The organism is Bacillus sp. JJ1609, from assembly GCF_036967045.1.
In the GTDB taxonomy this organism is placed as follows: domain Bacteria; phylum Bacillota; class Bacilli; order Bacillales; family Cytobacillaceae; genus Mesobacillus.
On the sequence record NZ_JBALSS010000005.1, the window covers coordinates 158,113 to 179,254 of the forward strand.

General features: G+C 42.8%; 24 protein-coding genes and 2 riboswitches. Of the genes, 21 read left to right on the forward strand and 3 right to left on the reverse strand.

The window, feature by feature from the left end; all coding sequences use genetic code 11:
* The first annotated feature begins 82 nt into the window (after nt 1–82).
* From V7654_RS04435 to V7654_RS04455, 5 genes are read left to right on the forward strand one after another with little or no spacing between them, the layout of a single operon-like run.
* A complete protein-coding gene (locus V7654_RS04435) occupies nt 83–1,087 on the forward strand; it encodes a FecCD family ABC transporter permease (RefSeq protein WP_335428792.1) in 1,005 nt (334 codons plus the stop codon).
* Nucleotides 1,084–2,139, forward strand: a complete 1,056-nt coding sequence (locus tag V7654_RS04440) for a FecCD family ABC transporter permease (RefSeq protein ID WP_335428795.1) — start codon at nt 1,084–1,086, stop codon at nt 2,137–2,139. The genes V7654_RS04435 and V7654_RS04440 overlap by 4 nt, the downstream gene beginning before the upstream one ends.
* A gap of 26 nt (nt 2,140–2,165) precedes the next feature.
* Entirely contained in the window at nt 2,166–2,993 is an 828-nt protein-coding gene (locus V7654_RS04445; RefSeq protein ID WP_438825248.1) for an ABC transporter ATP-binding protein, read from the forward strand.
* Nucleotides 2,983–3,747: a siderophore-iron reductase FhuF gene (gene fhuF, locus V7654_RS04450; protein WP_335428798.1), complete on the forward strand. Its 765-nt coding sequence runs from the start codon at nt 2,983–2,985 to the stop codon at nt 3,745–3,747. The genes V7654_RS04445 and fhuF overlap by 11 nt, the downstream gene beginning before the upstream one ends.
* 12 nt (nt 3,748–3,759) lie before the next feature.
* The gene (locus tag V7654_RS04455; RefSeq protein WP_335428800.1) at nt 3,760–4,002 is read left to right on the forward strand and encodes a YusU family protein; all 243 of its coding nucleotides are present in this window, start codon (nt 3,760–3,762) and stop codon (nt 4,000–4,002) included.
* A 379-nt stretch (nt 4,003–4,381) separates the two neighbouring features.
* On the opposite strand, the gene V7654_RS04460 is transcribed toward V7654_RS04455, so the two are convergent.
* Together V7654_RS04460 and V7654_RS04465 are read right to left on the reverse strand one after the other, a co-directional pair.
* Nucleotides 4,382–4,726 carry a spore coat protein gene (locus tag V7654_RS04460; protein WP_335428801.1) on the reverse strand — a complete coding sequence of 115 codons (345 nt, stop codon included), beginning with the start codon at nt 4,724–4,726 and terminating at the stop codon, nt 4,382–4,384.
* A gap of 73 nt (nt 4,727–4,799) precedes the next feature.
* Nucleotides 4,800–5,075 (reverse strand): hypothetical protein, encoded by a 276-nt coding sequence (locus V7654_RS04465; RefSeq protein ID WP_335428804.1) that lies wholly within the window; start codon nt 5,073–5,075, stop codon nt 4,800–4,802.
* A gap of 218 nt (nt 5,076–5,293) precedes the next feature.
* Between V7654_RS04465 and V7654_RS04470 the strand changes: the two genes are divergently transcribed.
* A complete protein-coding gene (locus V7654_RS04470) occupies nt 5,294–6,211 on the forward strand; it encodes a proline dehydrogenase (protein WP_335428805.1) in 918 nt (305 codons plus the stop codon).
* A gap of 56 nt (nt 6,212–6,267) precedes the next feature.
* Here V7654_RS04470 and V7654_RS04475 read toward each other — a convergent pair whose 3' ends face one another.
* Nucleotides 6,268–6,399 (reverse strand): YuzL family protein, encoded by a 132-nt coding sequence (locus V7654_RS04475; RefSeq protein WP_335428807.1) that lies wholly within the window; start codon nt 6,397–6,399, stop codon nt 6,268–6,270.
* 334 nt (nt 6,400–6,733) lie between these two features.
* On the opposite strand from V7654_RS04475, the gene V7654_RS04480 reads away from it, so the two are divergent.
* From V7654_RS04480 to V7654_RS04550, 15 genes are all read left to right on the forward strand, one after another.
* Entirely contained in the window at nt 6,734–9,115 is a 2,382-nt protein-coding gene (locus V7654_RS04480; protein WP_335428861.1) for a 3-hydroxyacyl-CoA dehydrogenase/enoyl-CoA hydratase family protein, read from the forward strand.
* An 87-nt stretch (nt 9,116–9,202) separates the two neighbouring features.
* A complete protein-coding gene (locus V7654_RS04485; protein ID WP_335428862.1) occupies nt 9,203–10,378 on the forward strand; it encodes an acetyl-CoA C-acetyltransferase in 1,176 nt (391 codons plus the stop codon).
* 73 nt (nt 10,379–10,451) lie between these two features.
* The gene (locus tag V7654_RS04490; RefSeq protein WP_335428808.1) at nt 10,452–12,236 is read left to right on the forward strand and encodes an acyl-CoA dehydrogenase family protein; all 1,785 of its coding nucleotides are present in this window, start codon (nt 10,452–10,454) and stop codon (nt 12,234–12,236) included.
* A gap of 398 nt (nt 12,237–12,634) precedes the next feature.
* Nucleotides 12,635–12,991, forward strand: a complete 357-nt coding sequence (locus V7654_RS04495; RefSeq protein ID WP_335428809.1) for an arsenate reductase family protein — start codon at nt 12,635–12,637, stop codon at nt 12,989–12,991.
* A 53-nt stretch (nt 12,992–13,044) separates the two neighbouring features.
* Nucleotides 13,045–13,425, forward strand: a complete 381-nt coding sequence (gene gcvH, locus V7654_RS04500; protein ID WP_335428811.1) for a glycine cleavage system protein GcvH — start codon at nt 13,045–13,047, stop codon at nt 13,423–13,425.
* A 149-nt stretch (nt 13,426–13,574) separates the two neighbouring features.
* Nucleotides 13,575–13,814, forward strand: a complete 240-nt coding sequence (locus tag V7654_RS04505) for a YusG family protein (RefSeq protein WP_335428815.1) — start codon at nt 13,575–13,577, stop codon at nt 13,812–13,814.
* A gap of 179 nt (nt 13,815–13,993) precedes the next feature.
* Nucleotides 13,994–14,350: a toprim domain-containing protein gene (locus tag V7654_RS04510; RefSeq protein WP_335428817.1), complete on the forward strand. Its 357-nt coding sequence runs from the start codon at nt 13,994–13,996 to the stop codon at nt 14,348–14,350.
* A 6-nt stretch (nt 14,351–14,356) separates the two neighbouring features.
* A complete protein-coding gene (locus tag V7654_RS04515; protein WP_335428818.1) occupies nt 14,357–14,683 on the forward strand; it encodes a thioredoxin family protein in 327 nt (108 codons plus the stop codon).
* Nucleotides 14,684–15,028: 345 nt separating this feature from the next.
* Complete coding sequence (locus V7654_RS04520) at nt 15,029–15,382, forward strand: hypothetical protein (RefSeq protein ID WP_335428819.1); 354 nt, start codon at nt 15,029–15,031, stop codon at nt 15,380–15,382.
* 95 nt (nt 15,383–15,477) lie between these two features.
* A riboswitch (SAM riboswitch) is annotated at nt 15,478–15,580 on the forward strand.
* Nucleotides 15,581–15,661: 81 nt separating this feature from the next.
* Nucleotides 15,662–16,978, forward strand: coding sequence for an O-acetylhomoserine aminocarboxypropyltransferase/cysteine synthase family protein (locus V7654_RS04525; RefSeq protein ID WP_335428820.1), 1,317 nt, complete (start codon nt 15,662–15,664; stop codon nt 16,976–16,978).
* Between the two features lie 117 nt (nt 16,979–17,095).
* A riboswitch (SAM riboswitch) is annotated at nt 17,096–17,209 on the forward strand.
* A gap of 194 nt (nt 17,210–17,403) precedes the next feature.
* Nucleotides 17,404–18,429, forward strand: a complete 1,026-nt coding sequence (locus V7654_RS04530; RefSeq protein ID WP_335428822.1) for a methionine ABC transporter ATP-binding protein — start codon at nt 17,404–17,406, stop codon at nt 18,427–18,429.
* Nucleotides 18,422–19,090, forward strand: a complete 669-nt coding sequence (locus tag V7654_RS04535; protein ID WP_335428824.1) for a methionine ABC transporter permease — start codon at nt 18,422–18,424, stop codon at nt 19,088–19,090. Before V7654_RS04530 ends, V7654_RS04535 begins: the two co-directional genes overlap by 8 nt.
* A 14-nt stretch (nt 19,091–19,104) precedes the next feature.
* Nucleotides 19,105–19,938: a MetQ/NlpA family ABC transporter substrate-binding protein gene (locus V7654_RS04540; RefSeq protein WP_335428826.1), complete on the forward strand. Its 834-nt coding sequence runs from the start codon at nt 19,105–19,107 to the stop codon at nt 19,936–19,938.
* Between the two features lie 140 nt (nt 19,939–20,078).
* Nucleotides 20,079–20,450 (forward strand): carboxymuconolactone decarboxylase family protein, encoded by a 372-nt coding sequence (locus V7654_RS04545; RefSeq protein ID WP_335428828.1) that lies wholly within the window; start codon nt 20,079–20,081, stop codon nt 20,448–20,450.
* A 266-nt stretch (nt 20,451–20,716) separates the two neighbouring features.
* Complete coding sequence (locus V7654_RS04550) at nt 20,717–20,869, forward strand: hypothetical protein (protein WP_335374858.1); 153 nt, start codon at nt 20,717–20,719, stop codon at nt 20,867–20,869.
* Nucleotides 20,870–21,142 lie beyond the last annotated feature (273 nt).

Genomic DNA, 21,142 nt, shown 5'->3' on the forward strand with positions numbered 1-21,142 from the left:
CTGACATTTTAATGAAATGGATTCTCGTATCATATAAAGTCAAACATAATTAGAAACTTTTTTTTAGAAAGGTAATAGAACTATGCTGCTTAAAACCACTGGCCATAGATGGGCTGGCCTATTAATTGCAATCCTAATTATTCTATTTCTAATATGCGCGAGCATTGTGTATGGGTATACCGAAACATCATGGGGAACAGCCATTAAAGCCTTTACAAGCTACAATGGATCAAATGAACATATTATTATCCAGTCGGTTAGGCTGCCACGCGCCTTAATTGCCGCTGCTGTTGGGGTAAGCCTGGCGATTGCAGGAGTGTTGATGCAAACCCTGACTAAAAACCCGCTTGCTTCCCCTGGAATCTTTGGTGTGAATGCGGGGGCAGGTTTTGCGGTGGTCGTTGCCGTTACGATTTTTTCAGTTGGCAGCCTGCAGGCTTTTGCCTGGATTTCATTCCTGGGAGCTGCGGTTGCTGCTGTTAGTGTTTATGTAATCGGCTCAGCTGGTCGCGAAGGTCTGACGCCTATGAAATTGACACTGGCCGGAGCGGCGATGACAGCAATGTTTTCTTCTTTTACACAAGGGTTGTTGGTTCTTAACGAGGCTGCTCTTGAGCAAGTGCTTTATTGGCTGGCAGGCTCAGTACAGGGCCGGAAGCTTGAGACCCTTGCTGGTGTTATGCCTTATTTAGGGATTGGCTGGGCGGCTTCGATTTTGATTTCTTCTAAAATGAACGTATTGTCCATGGGAGATGATGTGGCTAAAGGCCTTGGACTGAATACAGGTGTTGTTAAAATAGCTGCCGGGATCATCATCGTTCTTTTATCTGGCGGTGCCGTTGCTGTTGCTGGTCCAATCGGTTTTATCGGGATTGTCATTCCACATTTGACAAGAGCCGTCGTTGGTATTGACCACCGCTGGGTCATTCCGTTTGCAGGGATTTTCGGTGGAATGCTCCTTCTGGCAGCTGATATAGCAGCACGTTATATTTTGATGCCTCAGGAAATTCCCGTAGGAGTCATGACTGCAATGATTGGAACTCCATTTTTCATTTACATTGCGAGAAAGGGGTTCAATGGTAAATGAGTCAATATAAAAGTTTGAGACTGTTAAAAGGTAAAATATCTTTTTTAATCGATAAAAAAGCTGCGGCGATATTCCTGGGATTACTGACCTTGTCATTTGGAGTATTCATCATCAGTACCGGCTTGGGTGATATGGCAATAAGCCCTTTTAATGTTATTCAAGTATTCTTTGGCGGGGGAAGTGATATGGAAAGGTTGGTGGTTCAATCATTCCGTCTTCCAAGAATAATAGTCGCTTTAATGGTGGGAGTGGGCCTTGCTGTGGCTGGTGGACTGTTGCAGGGGATGATCAGGAACCCTCTCGCTTCACCTGATATTATCGGAATAACTGGCGGAGCATCGGTAGCTGTCGTCGGATTTTTAGCGTATTTCAGTGATGAGAACAATGCTTTGACAGTAAGTATAAAATGGATGCCTGTATCGGCGTTTATCGGTGCGACACTCATTGCTTTTCTAGTCTACTTTCTTTCCTGGAAAAATGGGGTATCACCTGTCCGGCTGGTTTTGATCGGTATAGGTATATCTGCGATGATGCAGGCACTGACAACACTTATGATGCTCATGGGGCCTATTTATCGGGCCAGCCAGGCGAATATTTGGATTACAGGTACTGTACACGGTTCTACATGGGGTAATGTTTGGGTGCTGGTTCCGTGGACGTTGATTTTGGTTTCAATTGCCTTTATCCTTTCAAGAAATGTGAATGTCCAGGAGCTTGGCGAGGAAATTGCGACTGGTGTAGGCGGGCATGTCCAGCGGCAGCGATTTGTCCTATTGCTTGTCAGTACTGGTTTAGTAGCAAGCTCTGTTGCTTTTGCCGGAGGAATCGGATTTGTTGGATTGATGGCTCCGCATATGGCAAGGAGGCTTGTTGGCTCTGCTTTTGGGGCTCTGCTGCCGGTATCCGCATTAATCGGCGGAATTCTTGTCATGCTGGCGGATCTGATCGGGCGGACGATGTTCTCTCCTCTAGAAGTTCCTGCAGGAGTTTTTACAGCGAGTATTGGAGCACCTTATTTTATTTACCTGCTTTTTAAGACACGAAATTCATAAGCATAGATGTGGAAAGGGGAATGGATATGGCCCAGGCAATTGCGGCAGAAAAACTGACATTATCATATGGTGACTCTATCATTATAAAAGAATTGGATATCGAGATACCGAAGGGTGAGATTACCGTCTTCATCGGAGGCAATGGCTGCGGGAAATCGACATTGCTTCGTTCCATTGCCAGGCTTCTTAAACCGCAGGCAGGCTCCATCTTGCTTGAAGGTGAAGCGATTTCTAAGCTATCGACGAAAGAGATTGCCAGGAAGATGGCGATCCTTCCACAATCGCCTACAGCGCCAGAGGGATTGACTGTATTGCAGCTAGTAAAACAAGGCAGATATCCTTATCAATCATGGCTGAAGCAATGGTCAGAAGAAGATGAAGCAAAAGTAACGAATGCCCTTGCGGCAACAGGAATAGACCATTTGAAGGACCGGACAGTCGACTCTTTATCAGGCGGACAAAGACAGCGTGCCTGGATTGCCATGACTCTGGCCCAGGATACGGATATCATCCTGCTTGACGAACCGACAACCTATTTGGATATGACGCATCAGATCGAAATCCTTGATCTGCTTTATGAATTGAATGAAAAAGAAGGGCGGACCATTTTGATGGTTCTGCATGATTTGAATCTTGCCTGCAGATATGCCCATAATATTGTGGCAATCAAAGACCAGAAAATATTTGCCCAGGGAAAACCAGAGGTGGTCATTAACTGCGGCCTTGTAAAAAATGTGTTCGGCATGGAGTGTGAAGTAACTGTTGACCCTCTATTCGGGACACCTTTATGCATTCCTTATGGTAAGGGACGCTGTATCCTGAAGAATCGTCCGGTAAAAGCAGATGAAAGCTGAGTTATCTGCTGCCGAAATAAAGGAGTTAAGTAAATTCCGCTTTGCCTCGGACCTTCCAGATGGCGTCACTCCAATTGAGTTTACCAGGTTGCTTGAAGAATCCAGCATGAACAGCCTGCTTCGGAAGCTAGAAGTAGAAATGGTCTCCCCTGACCTAAAGACGACCGCATCGGTATGGATGAAGAGACATGCCTTTTTGGCAGTCATTTACTTATATGCGATGAGTGTCTTTAATAAACAGCTTAACGCAGCGCCAGATTCTTTGCTTTTAGTAGAGATGAAAAAGGATGGGCTATGGCTGCCGGATTTTTATTTTAACAGTAAGTCAGCGCTTCTTTGTCCTGACGAAAGTCGTGATGAATGGAGAAGGGAAGCGGTTCGACACCTATTTGAGGACAATATCTTTCCTATAATGGAGACACTCGGAAAAGCTGCTAAAATCTCGAAATTGATTTTGTGGGAAAATGTGGCAGTCTATATTTATTGGCTGTATGAAAAAGTATTAGCTGAGCATGCGGATGAGGTCATCAAAGCACGGGCAGCAGAGGACTTCAACTATGTTATTCGGCTCGCACCAGGCTCATTGTTCGGGAACTATCACCAAAACCCACTGGCGAGGTATTACACTGAGCCGGTATACCAGGAAGATACAAACTCTTTCGTCAGAGTCAGAAAAACTTGCTGTTTTACCTATAAGCTAAATGCTAAAGGTTTTTGCAAAACTTGCCCGAAAATTTGCGGGCCCAAGAAATAAGGAGTGTTGGAAATGAACCAGACGTTTACAGACCAAATCGACGGATTACTGGAGAAATACACAGAACTGTTAGTAGGAGAAGGTTCTGCTGAAAATAAAGAAAAGGTGAAAGCGTGGATTCTGTATAGCCACATCGCCAAGTCAATGCCGCCGCTTGCCAAGCATTGGAATGCGGAATATCCTGAGGCAAAAGAACAAATGAAGAATGTCATTGCAGAAGTAAAGGAACTCAATGAAAAGAACAGGCAAAAATAAAGGAAGAACCATTCCGGGAATCGGGATGGTTCTTTCTCTGGCATTATTTATTCATGTTAAGATTTATTACCTCTCTGACAGGAGATTTCCAATAGAGAGGTTCTAAAGACAAAGTGCAGGCCATCTGGTGTAAAAGAACTTCTAAAAGACAAAATGCAGGCCATCTGCAGCAAAAGTGTCCAATAGAGAGGTTCTAAAGGACAAAGTGCAGGCCATCTGGCGTAAAACTGTCCAATAGAGAGCTTCTAAAAGACAATTTGCAGGCCACCTGCCGTAAAAGTGTCCAATAGAGAGACTCAAAAGGACAAAATGAGCTGCGCTTCGAAAAACTGTCCTCAAGACCGTCACCCGCCAGTGGAAATCCTGCAACGGTCCCTAATTATTGAAGCTGGCCGCCGTGAGGGAACTGGTTCATATACCCTTGGAACTGCTGATGGGACTGCTGCAGCTTTTGTGAATCTGCCGCCTCGACAGCATACCAGCCCTTCTTGAACATCAGGTTGTATAGGTTGCGCTGTGCATTAGAAGTTTCGGTGTAGATGCCTAATAAGTCTTGATACAGCTGGTCATGACTGGCTTCATGCAGTGCCTGAGTATATGAAGTTGTCATATACTTTTCAGTTGTTAAAATATCGTTGATAAAATCACGGTCGTTCATTTGCGGTGTCTTTTGAATCTGTGTTTCTGGATTCTGGATCTTTTGCTGATTCTGGTTTTGGTTCATCCGCTTTTCCTCCTGTTGGTTTCTATTACCATTCATTTATCTAAAATCCTGGAGCCAAGTGTTGCTTTTATAATTATTGCATTCCTGTATATGCCTGGTTTTGCGGGCTGTTAAGGTGTGAAAGGATTGTTTGATAATGCTTTTCGTGCATAAGGCAGCACTTTTCAATTTCGGCTTTCAATTCTGGATCCTGGCACTGCTGGGCAAAGAAATGTGCCTTTTTCGTAGCAAGAAGATTCCATGAAAGCATATCGGTCAAATATAAAGAATCCTTTGAGGAAACGACTGATGGCGGCTGTTGCATGATTCCTTGTTGCTGGCCTTGAAAATTCATATTCTGCTGCTGCATAACTGAACCTCCTGAATAATGTTTTTATCATCGAATATTATCCTTCCCACGGTAAAATAAAGTATGCGGGACATGATTCGGCAAATAAGAACATTTTATTACAAAAGTAATATTCAAAAATCAAAAAAAATGATAAAATGATTTTGCAAAATATATATAGATGAAGCAACTTTTTTTAAGGGGTAATGTAATCGGTTTCACTAAGGGGAGGAAAAACGATGGAACAATTAATGAGGGACTTTTTTCTTTTTTTATCAAAAAATAAATTTTTCACTGAAATGGCTAAGAAGTATGGTCTTCGTTTCGGTGCATCACGCTTTGTAGCGGGTGAACAAATCGATCAGGCTGTACAGGTCATAAAAGGTTTGAATCAGAAAAAATTAGCTGTCACAGTCGATTTCTTAGGCGAATTCGTTGATAACGAGAGGGAAGCCAATGAAAGGGCAGACAATTCTATTCAAGCCATTAAAGCTATTGGCCGTGAAAAATTGAATGCTCAACTGAGTGTGAAAATGACATCCTTAGGATTTGATATTTCTGAACAGGTCGTCATGAATAACATGCGCAGGATCATGGAAGCAGCAAAGGAGAATAATGTTTTTGTCACTATTGATATGGAAGATTATGCTCGCTGCCAAAAAACTCTGGATATCTACAAACAGTTAAAGTCGGAGTATGACAATATCGGAACGGTAATCCAGGCTTATCTTTACCGTACTGAAAAAGACATTGAAGATCTAAATCAATTTTCACCGAATCTGCGTTTGGTAAAAGGGGCGTATAAAGAGTCTCCTGAAGTAGCATTCCCAGAGAAAAAAGATGTTGATGAAAACTTCAAGAAAATCATAAAAATGCATTTGTTGAACGGCAACTATACTGCAATTGCCTCTCATGATGATGCGATCATCAATTTTACAAAAGAATTCACAAAAGCAAATAATATCCCTAACAGCCAATTCGAATTCCAGATGCTCTACGGTATCATGCCGGAAAGGCAGCTTCAGCTTGCAAACGAAGGCTACACAATGCGCGTTTATGTACCATACGGAACAGACTGGTACGGATACTTCATGCGCCGTCTTGCTGAACGTCCTGCAAACGTAGCATTTGTCTTAAAGGGAATGTTCAAGAAATAAACGAGAATAATCTGCAGGCTGACATAGCTATATGTCAGCCTGTTGTCTTTTCGATATTATTTCTTATACTGGCTGTTCTGGCTATTAACCTTGCCTTCGCCGCCCTGCCCCATAGAAGGACCAGCATTCCCTTTAACACTCGCAGCACTAATTCCCGCCTTCGACGGATGCTTCTTCATCCTAGCCATCATCATACCTCCATATATTAAAGCGTTAACGTACCGGGGGTCAGCCCCCCACCAGAATAAAGCGTTAATGCACTGGGGGTTAGACCCCCAATAGATTAAAGCGTTAATGTATTGCGATCAGCAGGTGATCGCTTTTTTAGGTTGTCCAAATGGGAGAAATAAAATTTTGGTTAAAAAATTCAAAAAATTTTCTTTTTTCCGCACCTTATTATTGCGGAAATTTTTTAAATATTTTATAGTAGTAATTAACAGAGCTCATTTATATGCATATTTTTTTTGGTGCAAAAATGAATGAGTATTCATTCAAAAAGAGTCAAAGGGGGAGACAAATTTGATGCGACAAATTCAAAAGGCAGCGGTTCTTGGATCAGGTGTCATGGGATCGGGGATTGCGGCTCATCTGGCAAACATCGGCATCCCAACATTGCTGCTGGACATAGTACCTCGGGAACTAACGGAAGAAGAAAAAGCGAAGGGCCTGTCGCTAGATGACAAACAGGTGCGCAACCGGATCAGTGCAGGCGCAGTGCAAAAGCTGTTAAAGCAAAAACCAGCACCTTTGGCCTCCAAAAAGAATCTTGCTTTAATTGAAGCGGGTAACTTTGAAGATGATATGGAAAGACTGAAGGACGTTGACTGGGTAATCGAAGTAGTCGTCGAAAACCTTGATATAAAGAAGAAAGTTTTTACTGATGTAGATAAATACCGCAAGCATGGCAGCATCATCAGCTCGAATACTTCCGGGATTTCTGTTGAGGCAATGGCTGAAGGACGTTCAGAGGACTTCAGGAAGCACTTCCTTGGAACTCACTTCTTCAACCCGCCACGCTACCTGAAGCTGCTTGAAGTAATTCCTACAAAGGATACGGATCCTGGAGTCCTAGCCTTCATGAAAAACTTTGGTGAAGATAAGCTGGGCAAAGGAGTAGTCGAAGCGAAGGATACACCGAACTTCATCGCCAACAGAATCGGAACGTACGGCTTGCTTGTAACTGTCAGTGAAATGCTGAAGGGCGGATACAGTGTTGGAGAGGTTGACTCAGTCACTGGTCCAATGATTGGACGGCCGAAAAGTGCAACATTCCGCACACTTGATGTAGTTGGACTGGATACCTTCGCACATGTTGCAAAAAACGTATATGACCAGGTAGAAGGAGAAGAAAAAGAAGTCTTCGAAGTACCTGAATTCATGAAGAAAATGCTAGAGAACGGATGGCTCGGAAGCAAATCAGGCCAGGGATTCTTCCTGAAGCAGGGCAAGGAAATCCTGGAGCTGGATCCGCAAACTCTTGAATACGGACCACGCAAAAAGCTGAAAACGGCTTCCACGGAAATGAGCAAACAGGAAAAAGGCCTCTCCAATAAAATGAAAGCGCTTGTGTATGCAAAGGACAGCGCAGGTGAGCTGCTTTGGAATATCTTCAGCCCAGTCCTGATTTACTCTGCTGATTTGCTTGGATCAATTGCCGACGATATCGTTGCCATTGACCGCGCAATGAAGTGGGGATTCGGCTGGGAAATGGGACCATTCGAAGCATGGGATGCATTAGGCGTTGAAAAAGCAATCAGCAAAATGGAAGCTGAAGGCAAAGCTGTTCCTGCATGGGTTAAAGAAATGGTCGAGAAGGGCTTCACTTCCTTCTATAAAGAAGAAGACGGCAAAATTAGCTATTACCACAATGGCGAATACGTTGCAGTGGATGAGAATCCAAAGGTTATCAACCTTAAGCTTTTGAAAAAGAAAAAAGGTGTCATCAAAAAGAATGGCGGCGCTAGCCTGATCGACCTTGGTGATGGCATTGCACTCCTTGAATTCCATTCACACAGCAACTCGATCGGTCCGGATATCCTCCAGATGATCAACTTTGCTATTGATGAAGTCGAGAAGAATTATAAAGGCCTCGTCATCGGAAACCAGGGCAAGAACTTCTCGGTAGGGGCTAACCTGGCGATGATCCTGATGGAAGCACAGGATGACAACATTTGGGATCTTGATATGGTTGTACGACAGTTCCAGCAGACAACAATGAAAATCAAATATTGCTCTAAACCTGTAGTCGTGGCTCCATTTGGAATGACACTGGGCGGAGGAGCAGAGATGTGCTTACCTGCTGCACATATCCAGGCTTCAATGGAAACTTACATGGGGCTTGTTGAAGCGGGAGTTGGCTTGATTCCTGGCGGAGGCGGAAACAAAGAGCTTTATATCAAGCATCTTGAAGGCCTGCCAAAAGGAGTTGAATTCGACCTTCAAAAGGTTGCCAACAAAGTATTCGAAACAATTGCCATGGCGAAGGTTTCAACTTCAGGCGAGGAAGCACGCGAAAATAACTTCCTGAACGAAGCTGATGGAATCAGCGTAAACAGCGACCATCTTCTATATGATGCAAAACAAGCTGCTTTAAACCTTTTTGAAAGCGGTTATAAGGCTCCAGTCAGAAAGAAAGTGCCTGTAACAGGCGAACCAGGATATGCGACATTGCTGCTTGGTGCACAGACTATGCATCTTTCAGGCTATATTTCTGAACACGACTTGAAGATTGCGAAGAAGCTTGCCTATGTCATCGCAGGCGGAAAGGTTCCATACGGAACTGAAGTAGATGAGCAATACTTGCTTGACCTTGAAAGGGAAGCGTTCCTAAGCCTAGTGGCTGAACCGAAATCACAGCAGCGCATGCAGCATATGCTCGTAAAAGGAAAGCCATTGCGTAATTAATAGATTGATAATCATCTAGCTTAATATCCATCAAGCTAATAACGCTGGAAAATAGAAGTGAACATCCAAGGAAAGAGAGGGAATGAGATGAGAGAAGCGGTAATCGTCGCTGGAGCCCGAACACCAATTGGGAAAGCAAAAAAGGGAACTCTTGCAAATGTACGTCCAGATGATCTAGGTGCTCTCGTAGTTAGGGAGACGCTGAAGCGTGCAGGCAATTATGAAGGGAATATCGATGATCTAATCATTGGCTGTGCCATGCCGGAAGCAGAACAGGGGCTGAATATGGCCCGGAATATCGGTGCGCTTGCAGGGCTTTCACATGAAGTGCCTGGCATTACAATCAATCGCTACTGTTCTTCAGGCCTGCAGGCAATTGCCAATGCATCTGAAAGAATCATGATCGGCCATGCAGACACTATCATCGCCGGAGGCGCAGAATCTATGAGCCTTGTACCGATGATGGGGCATGTTGTCCGTCCCAATGCGAAACTGGCTGAAACTGCTCCCCAATATTATATGGGTATGGGACATACAGCGGAGGAAGTGGCGAAAAAGTACGGAATTTCCCGTGAGGACCAGGACGCATTTGCTGTCAGAAGCCATCAGCGTGCTGCAAAAGCAATCGCTGAAGGGAAGTTTGAGGAAGAAATCGTACCAGTTGATGTGACTCTCCGTACCGTAGGAAAAGATAACAAACTTGTAGAAAAGACAATTCAATTTAAACAGGATGAAGGAGTCCGTCCAGACACAAGCATTGAAACACTTGCCAAGCTGCGCCCTGCTTTTTCAATCAATGGAACAGTAACAGCAGGGAACTCATCACAGACAAGTGATGGTGCAGCAGCTGTCATGGTGATGGATCGTGAAAAGGCGGAATCACTTGGACTGAAGCCTCTGGCAAAATTCAGGTCGTTCGCTTTAGGTGGAGTACCTCCTGAAATCATGGGAATCGGTCCAGTCGTTGCGATCCCTAAAGCATTAAAACTAGCTGGATTGCAAGTTTCTGATATCGGGGTGTTCGAACTGAATGAGGCATTCGCATCGCAATCCATCCAGGTCATCAGAGAGCTTGGACTTGATGAGGATAAGGTCAATGTGAACGGCGGAGCGATCGCCCTTGGGCATCCACTCGGAACGACAGGTGCAAAGCTGACTTTATCCATTATCCATGAGATGAAGCGCCGCAATGAACAATTCGGTGTCGTGACAATGTGTATCGGCGGCGGTATGGGTGCTGCTGGAGTATTTGAACTTTTATAAAGCCATAAACCAACCTTTGAAATAAATCGGAGGGGCATTTGCTCCTCCCAAAAATAGATAGGAGGAAGAATAAATGGAAAACCAAACAGAAAAGCTCGTAAAAGGCGGAGGCTTTTTAATTGATGATGTAACATATGATCAGGTTTTTACTCCTGAGGATTATACAGATGAGCAAAAAATGATCGCAAAAACGGCTGAGGACTTCGTCGTGAATGAAGTATTGCCTCAGGTTGAATATATTGAACAGCACGAATTCGACCGTACGGTTAAGCTTTTGAAGGAAGCAGGGGAGCTTGGCCTTCTTGGTGCAGACGTACCGGAAGAATATGGCGGTTTAAGCCTTGATAAAGTAAGCTCAGCTTTAATAGCTGAAAAAATGTCAATCGCAGGCGGTTTCTCGATCTCCCACGGAGCGCATGTAGGAATCGGTTCCCTGCCAATTGTCCTTTTCGGTAACGAAGAGCAGAAGCAAAAGTACCTGCCAGTGTTGGCAACTGGTGAAAAGCTTGCAGCGTATGCACTTACAGAGCCAGGTTCAGGTTCAGATGCTTTAGGCGCAAGAACGACAGCTAAGCTGAATGCTGAAGGAACTCACTACGTCCTGAATGGTGAAAAGCAATGGATTACAAACGCAGGCTTTGCAGATGTATTCGTTGTTTACGCTAAAATCGACGGCGAACAATTCTCTGCCTTCATCGTTGAAAGAGAATACCCAGGCGTTTCTGTAGGTGCTGAAGAAAAGAAGATGGGAATCAAGAGCTCCTCTACACGTACATTGATTCTTGAAGATGCTATGGTACCGGTTGAAAATCTGCTGGGGGAAGCTGGAAAAGGACATATCATTGCCTTCAATATCCTGAATATCGGACGTTATAAATTGGGTGTAGGTGCTACAGGCGGAGCAAAGCATGCATTCGGCATTACAGTGAAGTATGCTAACCAGCGCCAGCAGTTCAAGACTCCTATTTCCCAGTTCAACCTGACAAAAGAAAAGCTTGCTACAATGGCTTCCAAGATATACGCATCTGAAAGCTCTGTGTATCGTACAGTAGGTCTATTTGAAGACTGCATGAGCAAGCTATCAGACGAAGAAATCAATAACGGTAAAGCAGTAGCTGATTCTATCGCTGAGTATGCAATCGAGTGCTCCATGAACAAAGTTTTCGCTACAGAAACACTTGATTATGTTGTTGATGAAGGCGTACAGATTCACGGCGGATATGGATTCATGCAAGAATATGAAATTGAAAGAGCATACCGTGACTCAAGGATCAACCGTATTTTTGAAGGTACAAACGAGATAAACCGTCTTCTTGTTCCAGGAACATTCCTCCGCAAGGCTATGAAAGGTGAACTTCCATTGTTGCAAAAAGCGCAGCAGCTTCAGGAAGAGCTAATGATGCTGATGCCTGAAGAGCCAGGTGATGAGCCGCTTGCACAGGAAAAATACCTTGTTAAGAACGCAAAGAAAATCGGCTTACTTGCAGCTGGATTGGCTGCTCAAAAGTTTGGCAAGGCCTTAGAAAGAGAACAAGAAATCCTTGTTAACATAGCAGATATCATCTCAAATGCTTATTCAATGGAATCAGCTGTTCTGCGTACGGAAAAAGCAATCGCTAAGGATGGCCTTGAAAAGAGCAAACAGAAGCTTCTTTACACTCAAATTTTCTGTCAGGAAGCTTTCAATGAAATCGAACGCGATGCAAAAGAAACTCTTGTTGCAACTGAAGAAGGCGATGCGCTTCGCATGCTGACTTCTGCACTGCGAAAGTTCACAAGACACACTCCAATTAACGTGATCGCTAAGAAGCGAGAAGCTTCTGAAAAGCTGATTGAGGCTGAACGCTTCCTGGTTTAATACTACAGTGAAGATATGCTCCTCTCCATTTTGGGGAGGAGCTATTTTATATTGAAGGAGATCAGGCGCTGCTATCTTATGTCTAAAGGCCATTCGGGAGCATAAAACCAGGCTGAAAGTCCATAAGAGGCAGTCTAAAGGTCATTCTAGAGCCCAGATCCAGGTTGAATGTCTATAAGATGAAGACTATTGGCTATTCGAAGGTTTAATACAAGGCAGAATTCTCAATTGATAAAATTTAAGGCAAAGAAGGTATTTTGCAGTTTTTGTAGAAATAGATAAGTGATGCCGAAAAAATGGAGAAAATTAAACACTGAATGTTAGAATTTTGTCACCCTTATATGTTACTATCCGTTTAGAGGGATTATTTAATGGGATACTAGCAAAGGGGTGAAAAAATGGCAAAGACGTTTTATTGGTACCCTAAATGCGGCACCTGCAGAAATGCTAAAAAATGGTTAGACCAGCATGAAGTAGCTTATAATGAAGTACATATTGTCGAAAACCCTCCTTCACGCTCTGAGCTAGAGGCCATGCTAAATAAAAGCGGCCTCGATATAAAAAAGTTCTTTAATACGAGCGGTCAGAAGTATCGCGAGCTAGGGCTCAAAGACAAGGTTAAGACGGCGTCCCAGGACGAGTTATTGGAAGTGCTCGCTTCAGATGGAATGCTGATCAAGCGTCCGCTGATGACAGACGGGGAAAGAGTAACCGTAGGTTTTAAAGAAGAAGATTATCAAAAAGCATGGCTTTAATTTTGGTCCCATCGATATTTATCGATAGAGATATACAAATGGAGGGATAGTAAATGAACACACCAAAAGAGTTGCGTTATTCTGAAGAACATGAGTGGGTAAAGGTTGAAGGAGAAAAGGTTCGCGTAGGTATTACTGATTTCGCTCAATCTGAACTGGGAGACATCGTATTCGTCGAACTACCTGAAGTAGGAGACGAAATCTCTGCTGATGAGCCATTCGGAAGTGTTGAATCTGTTAAAACGGTTTCGGAACTTTACGCACCAGTAAGCGGTAAAGTAGTAGCAGTTAACGAAGACTTAAATGACAGCCCTGAATTTGTTAACGAATCTCCATATGAAAAAGCATGGATGATTGTTGTTGAACCTTCTGACAACAGTGAAGTAGACAAGCTTATGACAGCTGAACAATACGAAGAAATGACAAAAGAGTAATATTCTCCTGACGCCTTGATTTAATCAAGGCGTTTTCGCATTCATTAAATCGATATCTACTGATAATCTCCTGCATTTTTCCATCACTGCATCTTGTTAATTTCGGACAAAATAAGAGCAGCGAAGAACATGGGAAAGGGAGTAAAGAGATGACGTTAAATCAGCAAAAATTAGATATTACTGACCGTGTGACAGGCAAATTAGAAAATGGAGCAATCCAGCTTTATTTAGAAAATGACCCAATCGGAAAGATCAAACTCCCGGAAGGTGTTCAGCTTGAGCTTGGTCATCATTATAAATCCGAACAGAATAGAATTTACCAGCATGTATCAGTTCCGGACCAATCAGAACCTCGGTATACTGATTGTGATGAAGGCGGCTGGTGTTAAGGATTAAACAGCGGCCAATTGAGCCGCTGTTTTTTTCATAAAAACATACTTAGGGGCTAGTTCAAATTTTTGCAATATAAAACAAAAACAGTGACAATAGAAATATGTACTAACCCGCACAATTCAATTAATAATGTTTATAATGTTGTAAAGTAATTATTTTCTGGTGCTAGGTGGTTATGGCGATGGACGAAAATCACAAGGTGATCATAGTGGAAGGCTCGTCAGACAAAAGAAAGGTACAGACCGTACTAAAAGAACCGGTAGAAATTATTTGCACAAATGGAACGATTGGTGTGTCTAAGCTTGATGAGCTGATTGATTCACTTTTTGATAAAGATGTATATATTCTCGTGGATGCGGATGCATCCGGGGAAAAGCTTCGAAAGCAATTTAAACGGGAGTTTCCCGAAGCGAATCATCTGTATATTGATAAAATGTACAGGGAAGTGGCCACTACACCGGAATATCATCTGGCTACTGTTTTAATCGCAGCAAATATCGACGTTCATGCAGAGTATTTAGAAAAAGGATGACTGTAGATGAAAGAGTGGACAAAGGAAGAAATAGAAGCTTTTTTGGGAGAAAAGCAGACAGGATTCCTGTATTTTTATACGCCTATGTGCGGAACATGCCAGGTAGCAGGAAAGATGCTTACAGTAATAGAACAATTGCTGCCTGATATTTCTGGCGGCAAAGCAGATTTGAATTACTTGCCGGCAATGGCCGAGCGATTCGAAATCGAAAGCGTTCCATGCCTGATTGTCTTAAACGAGGGAGAGATTCAGGAGAAAATATATGCCTTTCAATCCGTCCCTTATTTATATGAAAAATTGAAAACACTAGAGAATGTACAAACAAACGGCTAAGCCGTTTGTTTTTTTGATCAGCAGTCTTAAAACTTATCTGAGGCGTGTGAAATATCATTTGCCCCTGAGAGAATCATGAAGGGCTTAGCTACATTGCATGATCTTTAGACATATTTCTCGGGAAATGATAGACAATGCCGAAATTCAACCTAGGCATTGTCTTTTTTTAGCTGATTTCGCACGAAAGCAAGAATAAGGTATCAAGTATTTGCTGGAATGCAGCATCAATCGACTTTCTTACCCTGGTGAACCTATTTATTTAGGTGTCCCGTACTATTTGTCGAAGGATTATTACAGGTTTTTTCCATTACACAAGGAATATGTAATAACAGGGGGCTGAACGGGATGGAAGAAAGAATCGAAAGCTTTATGAATGAAATTCAGAACAAGAATCATATTATGCTATTAGTTAATAATCTGGATTTATGTCTCTCGATTGAAGCAGAAGAGCAAACTTATTATTTATCGTTAAAAAAGAATAAGGTTGAATTCAGCAGAGAGGGTACATTTCCAGCTGTTCAATATGCGAAGCTTTCTGGAAGGGAAGATCATTTAATTCATTTGCTTGATGGACACATAAAGCTTCGTGAGGGCATTAACATAGGCTATTTCAATCTTGTATGCCCATTTAGGACTTTATTGGTGCTTGATTCAATCTTTTATCTTGCCAGGCCGATGCCTGCAAAAGTTTTTATCTGAAAAATCAAAAAAATATTTGACCGGCTGCTCTAATGCATGATATTATCACGTTAACTTACAAAACCATTTCGAGGCAAAAATTTTAAAACTAAATATTCTTATCAAGAGAGGCGGAGGGACTGGCCCAATGAAGCCCGGCAACCGGTTAATAAACACGGTGCTAATTCCATCAGAGTAATTGCTCTGAAAAGATAAGGAGAGACGATAAACGACCCTCTTCTTAGGAAGAGGGTTTTTTCGTTTCTTCTTTCCTAAAATTAATCGAATGGAGAGATGGAAATGGCGGAAAAACAGCGGAACTACAAAATTGAAACTTTAGGTGTACATGGAGGGCAATCACCAGATTCGGTTACAGGGGCTAGAGCGTTGCCAATCTATTCTAGCAATGCTTTTCAATTTGAAAATACGGGCCATGCGGCTGATTTATTTGCACTTAAAGAGTCGGGCTATATCTATTCCAGGATACATAACCCGACAGTAACAGCTCTAGAGGAAAAAGTTGCATTGCTTGAGGGTGGCATTGGCGCGCTGGCAGTATCCAGTGGGATGGCAGCAATCACAATGGCTATCTTGAATATTGCTCATGCAGGTGATGAAATAGTGGCTGCTTCCAATCTCTATGGAGGTACTTATAATCTTTTTGCCGTTACTTTGCCCAAGTATGGGATAAAAGTTCACTTTGTCGACCCTGAAAACACTGAGAATTTCAGAAAAGCAATCACACCGAAAACGAAGGCCATTTTTGCAGAAACGATTGGAAACCCAAGCCTGCGAGTTTTAGATATTGCTAAAGTAGCTGACATTGCCCACGAGACAGGAGTTCCACTGATCATCGACAATACGTTCGCCACTCCATATTTATGCCGGCCAATCGAGCATGGAGCAGACATTGTAGTCCACTCAGCAACAAAATGGCTTCTTGGAAATGGAACAGTTCTCGGGGGTATCATCGTTGACGGAGGCAATTTTGACTGGAAGTCTCCTAAGTTCCCTGGTTTTAATGAACCGGATTCCAGCTATCATGACCTTGTATACAGCGAGGCAATCGGGGCTGCAGCTTTTATTGTAAAAGCACGGGTACAGCTGCTGCGTGACCTGGGGCCATCAATCAGCCCGCAAAGCGCGTTCCAATTCAATCTGGGAATTGAGACTTTACATGTCAGGATGAAAGAGCATGTCGCGAATACATTGAAGGTGGTTGAATTCCTTGAATCACATCCGGCAGTTACGTGGGTTGCATACCCGGGACACGATGCCCATCCTGACAAAAGGCTTTCAGATCAATATTTACCTAAAGGTGCAGGAGCCATTGTTGTTTTCGGCATCGAAGGAGGAAGGGATGCTGGAGCAAAGCTGATCAATTCAGTCAAATTATGGTCGCACGTTGCCAATGTTGGAGATGCGAAAAGCTTGATTATCCATCCGGCAAGCACGACACATCAACAGCTTGATGCCGAAGGACTTAAGGCAGCCGGCGTTCCCGAGGACCTGATCAGACTCTCGGTCGGAATTGAAAATATAGAAGACATTTTAGAAGATTTGGAGCAGGCGATCGAAAAAGCGACTGGTGTTCCATCTGCTGCAGCAAAAGTATAAAACGCATTTTCCAGTACATTCCATTTGATATTTGAGAATAATTTTATTGACACCCTTTTTTATTCCATGATAAAATCACACTCGTAACTTAAAACCGATTAAAAACTGAATAGCGTGCTCTTATCAAGAGAGGTGGAGGGAAGTGCCCTATGAAACCCGGCAACCGTCAATAAGCTTGCTTATTGAAATGGTGCCAATTCACTCAAAGCTTTTAGCTTTGGTAGATGAGAGAAAGGATACAGCCTACAATTATGCCTTTCTGCTCATATGCAGAAAGGCTTTTATTATTTTAAGAGCATAATTGGTCTGTGGACCCTGTGAGTTGTTTGAATTAATTTACTCAGGGAATGGGAAACTAGACTGATAAAGTTGGACAATTTAACGGTTTTAAAAAAGATTATTCGGTTGTAAAGAGGGTGAGTCGATTGATCACAATAAAAAAGGCGAAAAAGATTTATGCTTCCAAAAAGGGAGAAGTAAAAGCCGTCGATGATGTAAATCTTGAAGTCAAAGAAGGTGAGATTTATGGGGTCATCGGATATAGCGGTGCCGGTAAAAGTACATTGATCCGCATGTTGAATGGTCTTGAAATCCCTACATCAGGTTCAGTGGTCGTGGCCGGCAGGGAAGTATCTCGAATAAAAGGAGCAGAACTCAGAAAAGCGCGCCAGGAAATAAGCATGATTTTCCAGCATTTCAATTTGCTCTGGTCAAGGACAGTGGCGGAAAATATTGCTTTCCCGCTCGAAATTGCCGGTGTTTCAAAATCGGAAAGGGACAAAAGGGTAAAAGAGCTCATTTCACTGGTTGGCCTTGACGGCAGGGGAGATGCTTATCCATCCCAGCTGAGCGGCGGACAAAAACAGCGGGTCGGAATTGCAAGGGCTCTAGCGAATAATCCAAAGGTTCTGCTAGGAGACGAAGCAACATCAGCACTGGACCCGGAAACAACAGACCAAATCCTGGATTTGCTTGTTGATATCAATAAAAGGCTTGGACTTACGATTGTCCTAATCACACACGAAATGCATGTGATCCGGAAAATATGTCACAGAGTAGCTGTAATGGAAGGCGGAAAAATAGTCGAAACAGGCCCAGTGCTTGAAGTGTTTAAAAATCCGCAGCAGCCAATCACGAAAAGATTCGTCCAGCAGGTAACGGAACCTGAAGAGACAAAGGAAACAGTTGACCATTTACTATCACTCTATCCACATGGCCGTGTTGTCCAATTGACGTTTGTCGGTGAGGGAGCTGAACAGCCGCTTATCACCAACCTGGTCCGTGAGTTCCCGATCATGGTCAATATTTTGCAAGGGAAAATATCGCAGACGCAAAATGGTTCATACGGAACCCTGTTTATCCATTTAGATGGCGAAGAAAGTGTTTTGCAGCGGGCCATCGAATTTATCGGGAAGCAGGAAGTTGGCGTGGAGGTGGTTTCGAATGGCTGAAAATTTCTTTCCTAACGTGAACTGGGACCGAATGTGGGAGGCAACTGGAGAAACACTATATATGAGCGCCATTTCTGTTGTTGCAACATTCATTCTTGGAGCAATCCTGGGTTTATTATTGTTTCTGACATCGAAAGGGAATATCTGGGAGAATAAACCAGTCAATATAGTCTTAAGCGCTTTCGTTAATATTTTCCGGTCCATTCCGTTTATTATTTTAATCGTATTGCTTATCCCTTTTACAAAATTTATCCTGAATACCATGATTGGAGAAAATGCCGCATTGCCGGCATTGATCATTGGATCTGCTCCATTCTATGCAAGGATGGTTGAAATCGGATTGCGCGAGATCGATAAAGGGGTAATCGAGGCAGCAAAATCGATGGGAGCAAAGACGACTACAATCATTTGGAAAGTTCTCCTCCCTGAATCAATGCCAGCTCTTGTTTCCGGTATTACAGTAACTGCCATAGCGCTCGTCAGCTACACAGCGATGGCAGGGGTAATTGGAGCAGGAGGATTAGGAAACCTGGCTTACATGGAAGGTTTCCAGCGAAGCAGGAATGATGTCACTCTGATGGCAACCATTATTATTTTAGTCATCGTATTTTTGATTCAATTCATTGGCGATATCGTCACAAGAAAATTAGACAAAAGATAAGGGGAGAAAAACACATGAAAAAATGGCTTATTGTATTAGTAACTCTAACACTATCCGCAGTACTTGCAGCTTGCGGTACATCTGAAGACAAAACAGAAGGCGGCAAGGAAGAAAGCAAAAAGATTGTTGTTGGCGCATCAAATGTACCTCACGCAGAAATCCTTGAAGAAGCAAAGCCGCTTCTTAAAGAAAAAGGCTATGAACTCGAAATCAAAACATTTAACGATTATATCGTTCCAAACCAAGCTTTAGATTCAAAAGAACTTGACGCAAACTACTTCCAGCACATTCCTTACCTTGAGGCTCAAATGGCTGAAAATAACTATAAGTTCGAAGTAGCAGGCGGAATTCATATTGAGCCTATCGGCGTATACTCTAAGAAGTACAAGAGCCTTGATGACCTTCCAGAGGGAGCTCACATTATTATGAGCAGCTCAGTTGCTGACCATGGACGTATTTTGACAATGCTTGAAAAAGAAGGCTTAATTACTCTTAAAGAAGGCGTTGAAAAGGTAAAAGCGACAACAGATGATATTGCAGAGAACCCTAAAAAGCTGAAGTTTGACACTGAGTACGAAGCAGCCTTGCTTCCGCAAATTTTTAACAATGACGAAGGCGATGCAGTTCTGATCAACTCTAACTACGCAATCGATGCTGGTTTGAATCCATTAAAAGATTCTATCGCAATTGAAGAAAGTGATTCACCATATGTTAACGTGATTGCGGTTCGTGAAGGCGACAAAGACAAGCCAGCGATCAAAGCTCTTGTCGAAGTCCTTCACTCAAAAGAAATTCAGGATTTCATTCTTGAAAAATATGAAGGTGCTGTCGTACCGGTTAAAGAATAATAATGAAAAAAGCAGGCGGACAGCCTGCTTTTTCTTTTGTCTTTAGTTGATTATCATTCTAGTTTCTGTTTATTCTGTTGAATAACCCACTCCGAAATCTAACATACTAACCGAGAAAAAATAAGATAGGAGTGGAGACGATGGAACATCATTATGAACCCCGCAACTCAACAGAAGCTGCATTGCATGAATATAAACAAGGTCTTGGCGTTTTTACGCAAAAAATGCCTGAGCTTGCGAAACACTATAATGCTTTTACAGAAGTATGCTTTCAAGAGGGAACTCTTTCGCAAAAAGAGAAGCAGCTGATCGCTTTAGGGATATCTCTTTATTCTCAGGATGAGTACTGCATTATTTATCATCTAAAAGGCTGCCTTGACCAGGGAGCGACTGAGGAGCAAATATTAGAGGCAGTTGGCGTAACCGCAGCATTTGGCGGAGGTGCGGCAATGAGTCAGGCGGTCACTCTTGTCCAGGAAGCAATGGCTGAGCTTAATACTTTAAAACAATAAATCACTGGGATATAAACGAAAAAAAGACTGCAAATTCCAAGATAGGCTCTTAGCGGGAGGATTATAGAAGGATTGTAAGAATGAAAGAGCTCAGGACCTCTTAAGCCTTCATATTCCATCACATCCATATATTGACGGTTTATATCGCTTTGATAGTGGTAAACAAAAGGTGATAACATTGATTTAACAAAAAAATCGCTGATCAAAGCGAAAAACCGAAGGGATGATTCACAATTAGTACGCTAAAGCTGAACTACACAAGTGAAATGGAAAAAGCGATGCATGGAGCCCATGGAATTAGTTATGAGGTTTACAGCACGAACCATGATGCAAGGATGGAAGTTGAGAAGAAGCGTGAAAGAGACTATATCCAGAGCCAACGGATGGTCGCAGACCTTGAGCGAAGAGTCCACTCGTAAGATGGTATATATAAATAGAAAGAAACGAATGGGACCAGTGTGATTATCGCACTGGTTTCTTTATTATTTGCGAAGTGCAGCCCTGCTTGCTTGTACATTTTTTTCTTTTGTACGGTAAAAAATATAATGATGTGGGTGGCTGAGCGAAAGAACGGTAAATGAGGGATTGTTCTGTTAGATTATGATTTCAATTATTTACTGTAATTTTGTCGCCTGTCAGCTTTGCTGACAGGCGACGGGGGGAGTGTAAAGAAATAAAGTTAGCGTGGATTT

Bases quoted from the DNA above. Each gene is read 5' to 3' on its own strand.
- V7654_RS04435 (WP_335428792.1), top strand. From the start codon at position 83: ATGCTGCTTAAAACCACTGGCCATAGATGGGCTGGCCTATTAATTGCA.
- V7654_RS04440 (WP_335428795.1), top strand. From the start codon at position 1,084: ATGAGTCAATATAAAAGTTTGAGACTGTTAAAAGGTAAAATATCTTTT.
- V7654_RS04445 (WP_438825248.1), top strand. From the start codon at position 2,166: ATGGCCCAGGCAATTGCGGCAGAAAAACTGACATTATCATATGGTGAC.
- fhuF (WP_335428798.1), top strand. From the start codon at position 2,983: ATGAAAGCTGAGTTATCTGCTGCCGAAATAAAGGAGTTAAGTAAATTC.
- V7654_RS04455 (WP_335428800.1), top strand. From the start codon at position 3,760: ATGAACCAGACGTTTACAGACCAAATCGACGGATTACTGGAGAAATAC.
- V7654_RS04460 (WP_335428801.1), bottom strand. From the start codon at position 4,726: ATGAACCAAAACCAGAATCAGCAAAAGATCCAGAATCCAGAAACACAG.
- V7654_RS04465 (WP_335428804.1), bottom strand. From the start codon at position 5,075: ATGCAGCAGCAGAATATGAATTTTCAAGGCCAGCAACAAGGAATCATG.
- V7654_RS04470 (WP_335428805.1), top strand. From the start codon at position 5,294: ATGGAACAATTAATGAGGGACTTTTTTCTTTTTTTATCAAAAAATAAA.
- V7654_RS04475 (WP_335428807.1), bottom strand. From the start codon at position 6,399: ATGGCTAGGATGAAGAAGCATCCGTCGAAGGCGGGAATTAGTGCTGCG.
- V7654_RS04480 (WP_335428861.1), top strand. From the start codon at position 6,734: ATGCGACAAATTCAAAAGGCAGCGGTTCTTGGATCAGGTGTCATGGGA.
- V7654_RS04485 (WP_335428862.1), top strand. From the start codon at position 9,203: ATGAGAGAAGCGGTAATCGTCGCTGGAGCCCGAACACCAATTGGGAAA.
- V7654_RS04490 (WP_335428808.1), top strand. From the start codon at position 10,452: ATGGAAAACCAAACAGAAAAGCTCGTAAAAGGCGGAGGCTTTTTAATT.
- V7654_RS04495 (WP_335428809.1), top strand. From the start codon at position 12,635: ATGGCAAAGACGTTTTATTGGTACCCTAAATGCGGCACCTGCAGAAAT.
- gcvH (WP_335428811.1), top strand. From the start codon at position 13,045: ATGAACACACCAAAAGAGTTGCGTTATTCTGAAGAACATGAGTGGGTA.
- V7654_RS04505 (WP_335428815.1), top strand. From the start codon at position 13,575: ATGACGTTAAATCAGCAAAAATTAGATATTACTGACCGTGTGACAGGC.
- V7654_RS04510 (WP_335428817.1), top strand. From the start codon at position 13,994: ATGGCGATGGACGAAAATCACAAGGTGATCATAGTGGAAGGCTCGTCA.
- V7654_RS04515 (WP_335428818.1), top strand. From the start codon at position 14,357: ATGAAAGAGTGGACAAAGGAAGAAATAGAAGCTTTTTTGGGAGAAAAG.
- V7654_RS04520 (WP_335428819.1), top strand. From the start codon at position 15,029: ATGGAAGAAAGAATCGAAAGCTTTATGAATGAAATTCAGAACAAGAAT.
- V7654_RS04525 (WP_335428820.1), top strand. From the start codon at position 15,662: ATGGCGGAAAAACAGCGGAACTACAAAATTGAAACTTTAGGTGTACAT.
- V7654_RS04535 (WP_335428824.1), top strand. From the start codon at position 18,422: ATGGCTGAAAATTTCTTTCCTAACGTGAACTGGGACCGAATGTGGGAG.
- V7654_RS04540 (WP_335428826.1), top strand. From the start codon at position 19,105: ATGAAAAAATGGCTTATTGTATTAGTAACTCTAACACTATCCGCAGTA.
- V7654_RS04545 (WP_335428828.1), top strand. From the start codon at position 20,079: ATGGAACATCATTATGAACCCCGCAACTCAACAGAAGCTGCATTGCAT.
- V7654_RS04550 (WP_335374858.1), top strand. From the start codon at position 20,717: ATGGAAAAAGCGATGCATGGAGCCCATGGAATTAGTTATGAGGTTTAC.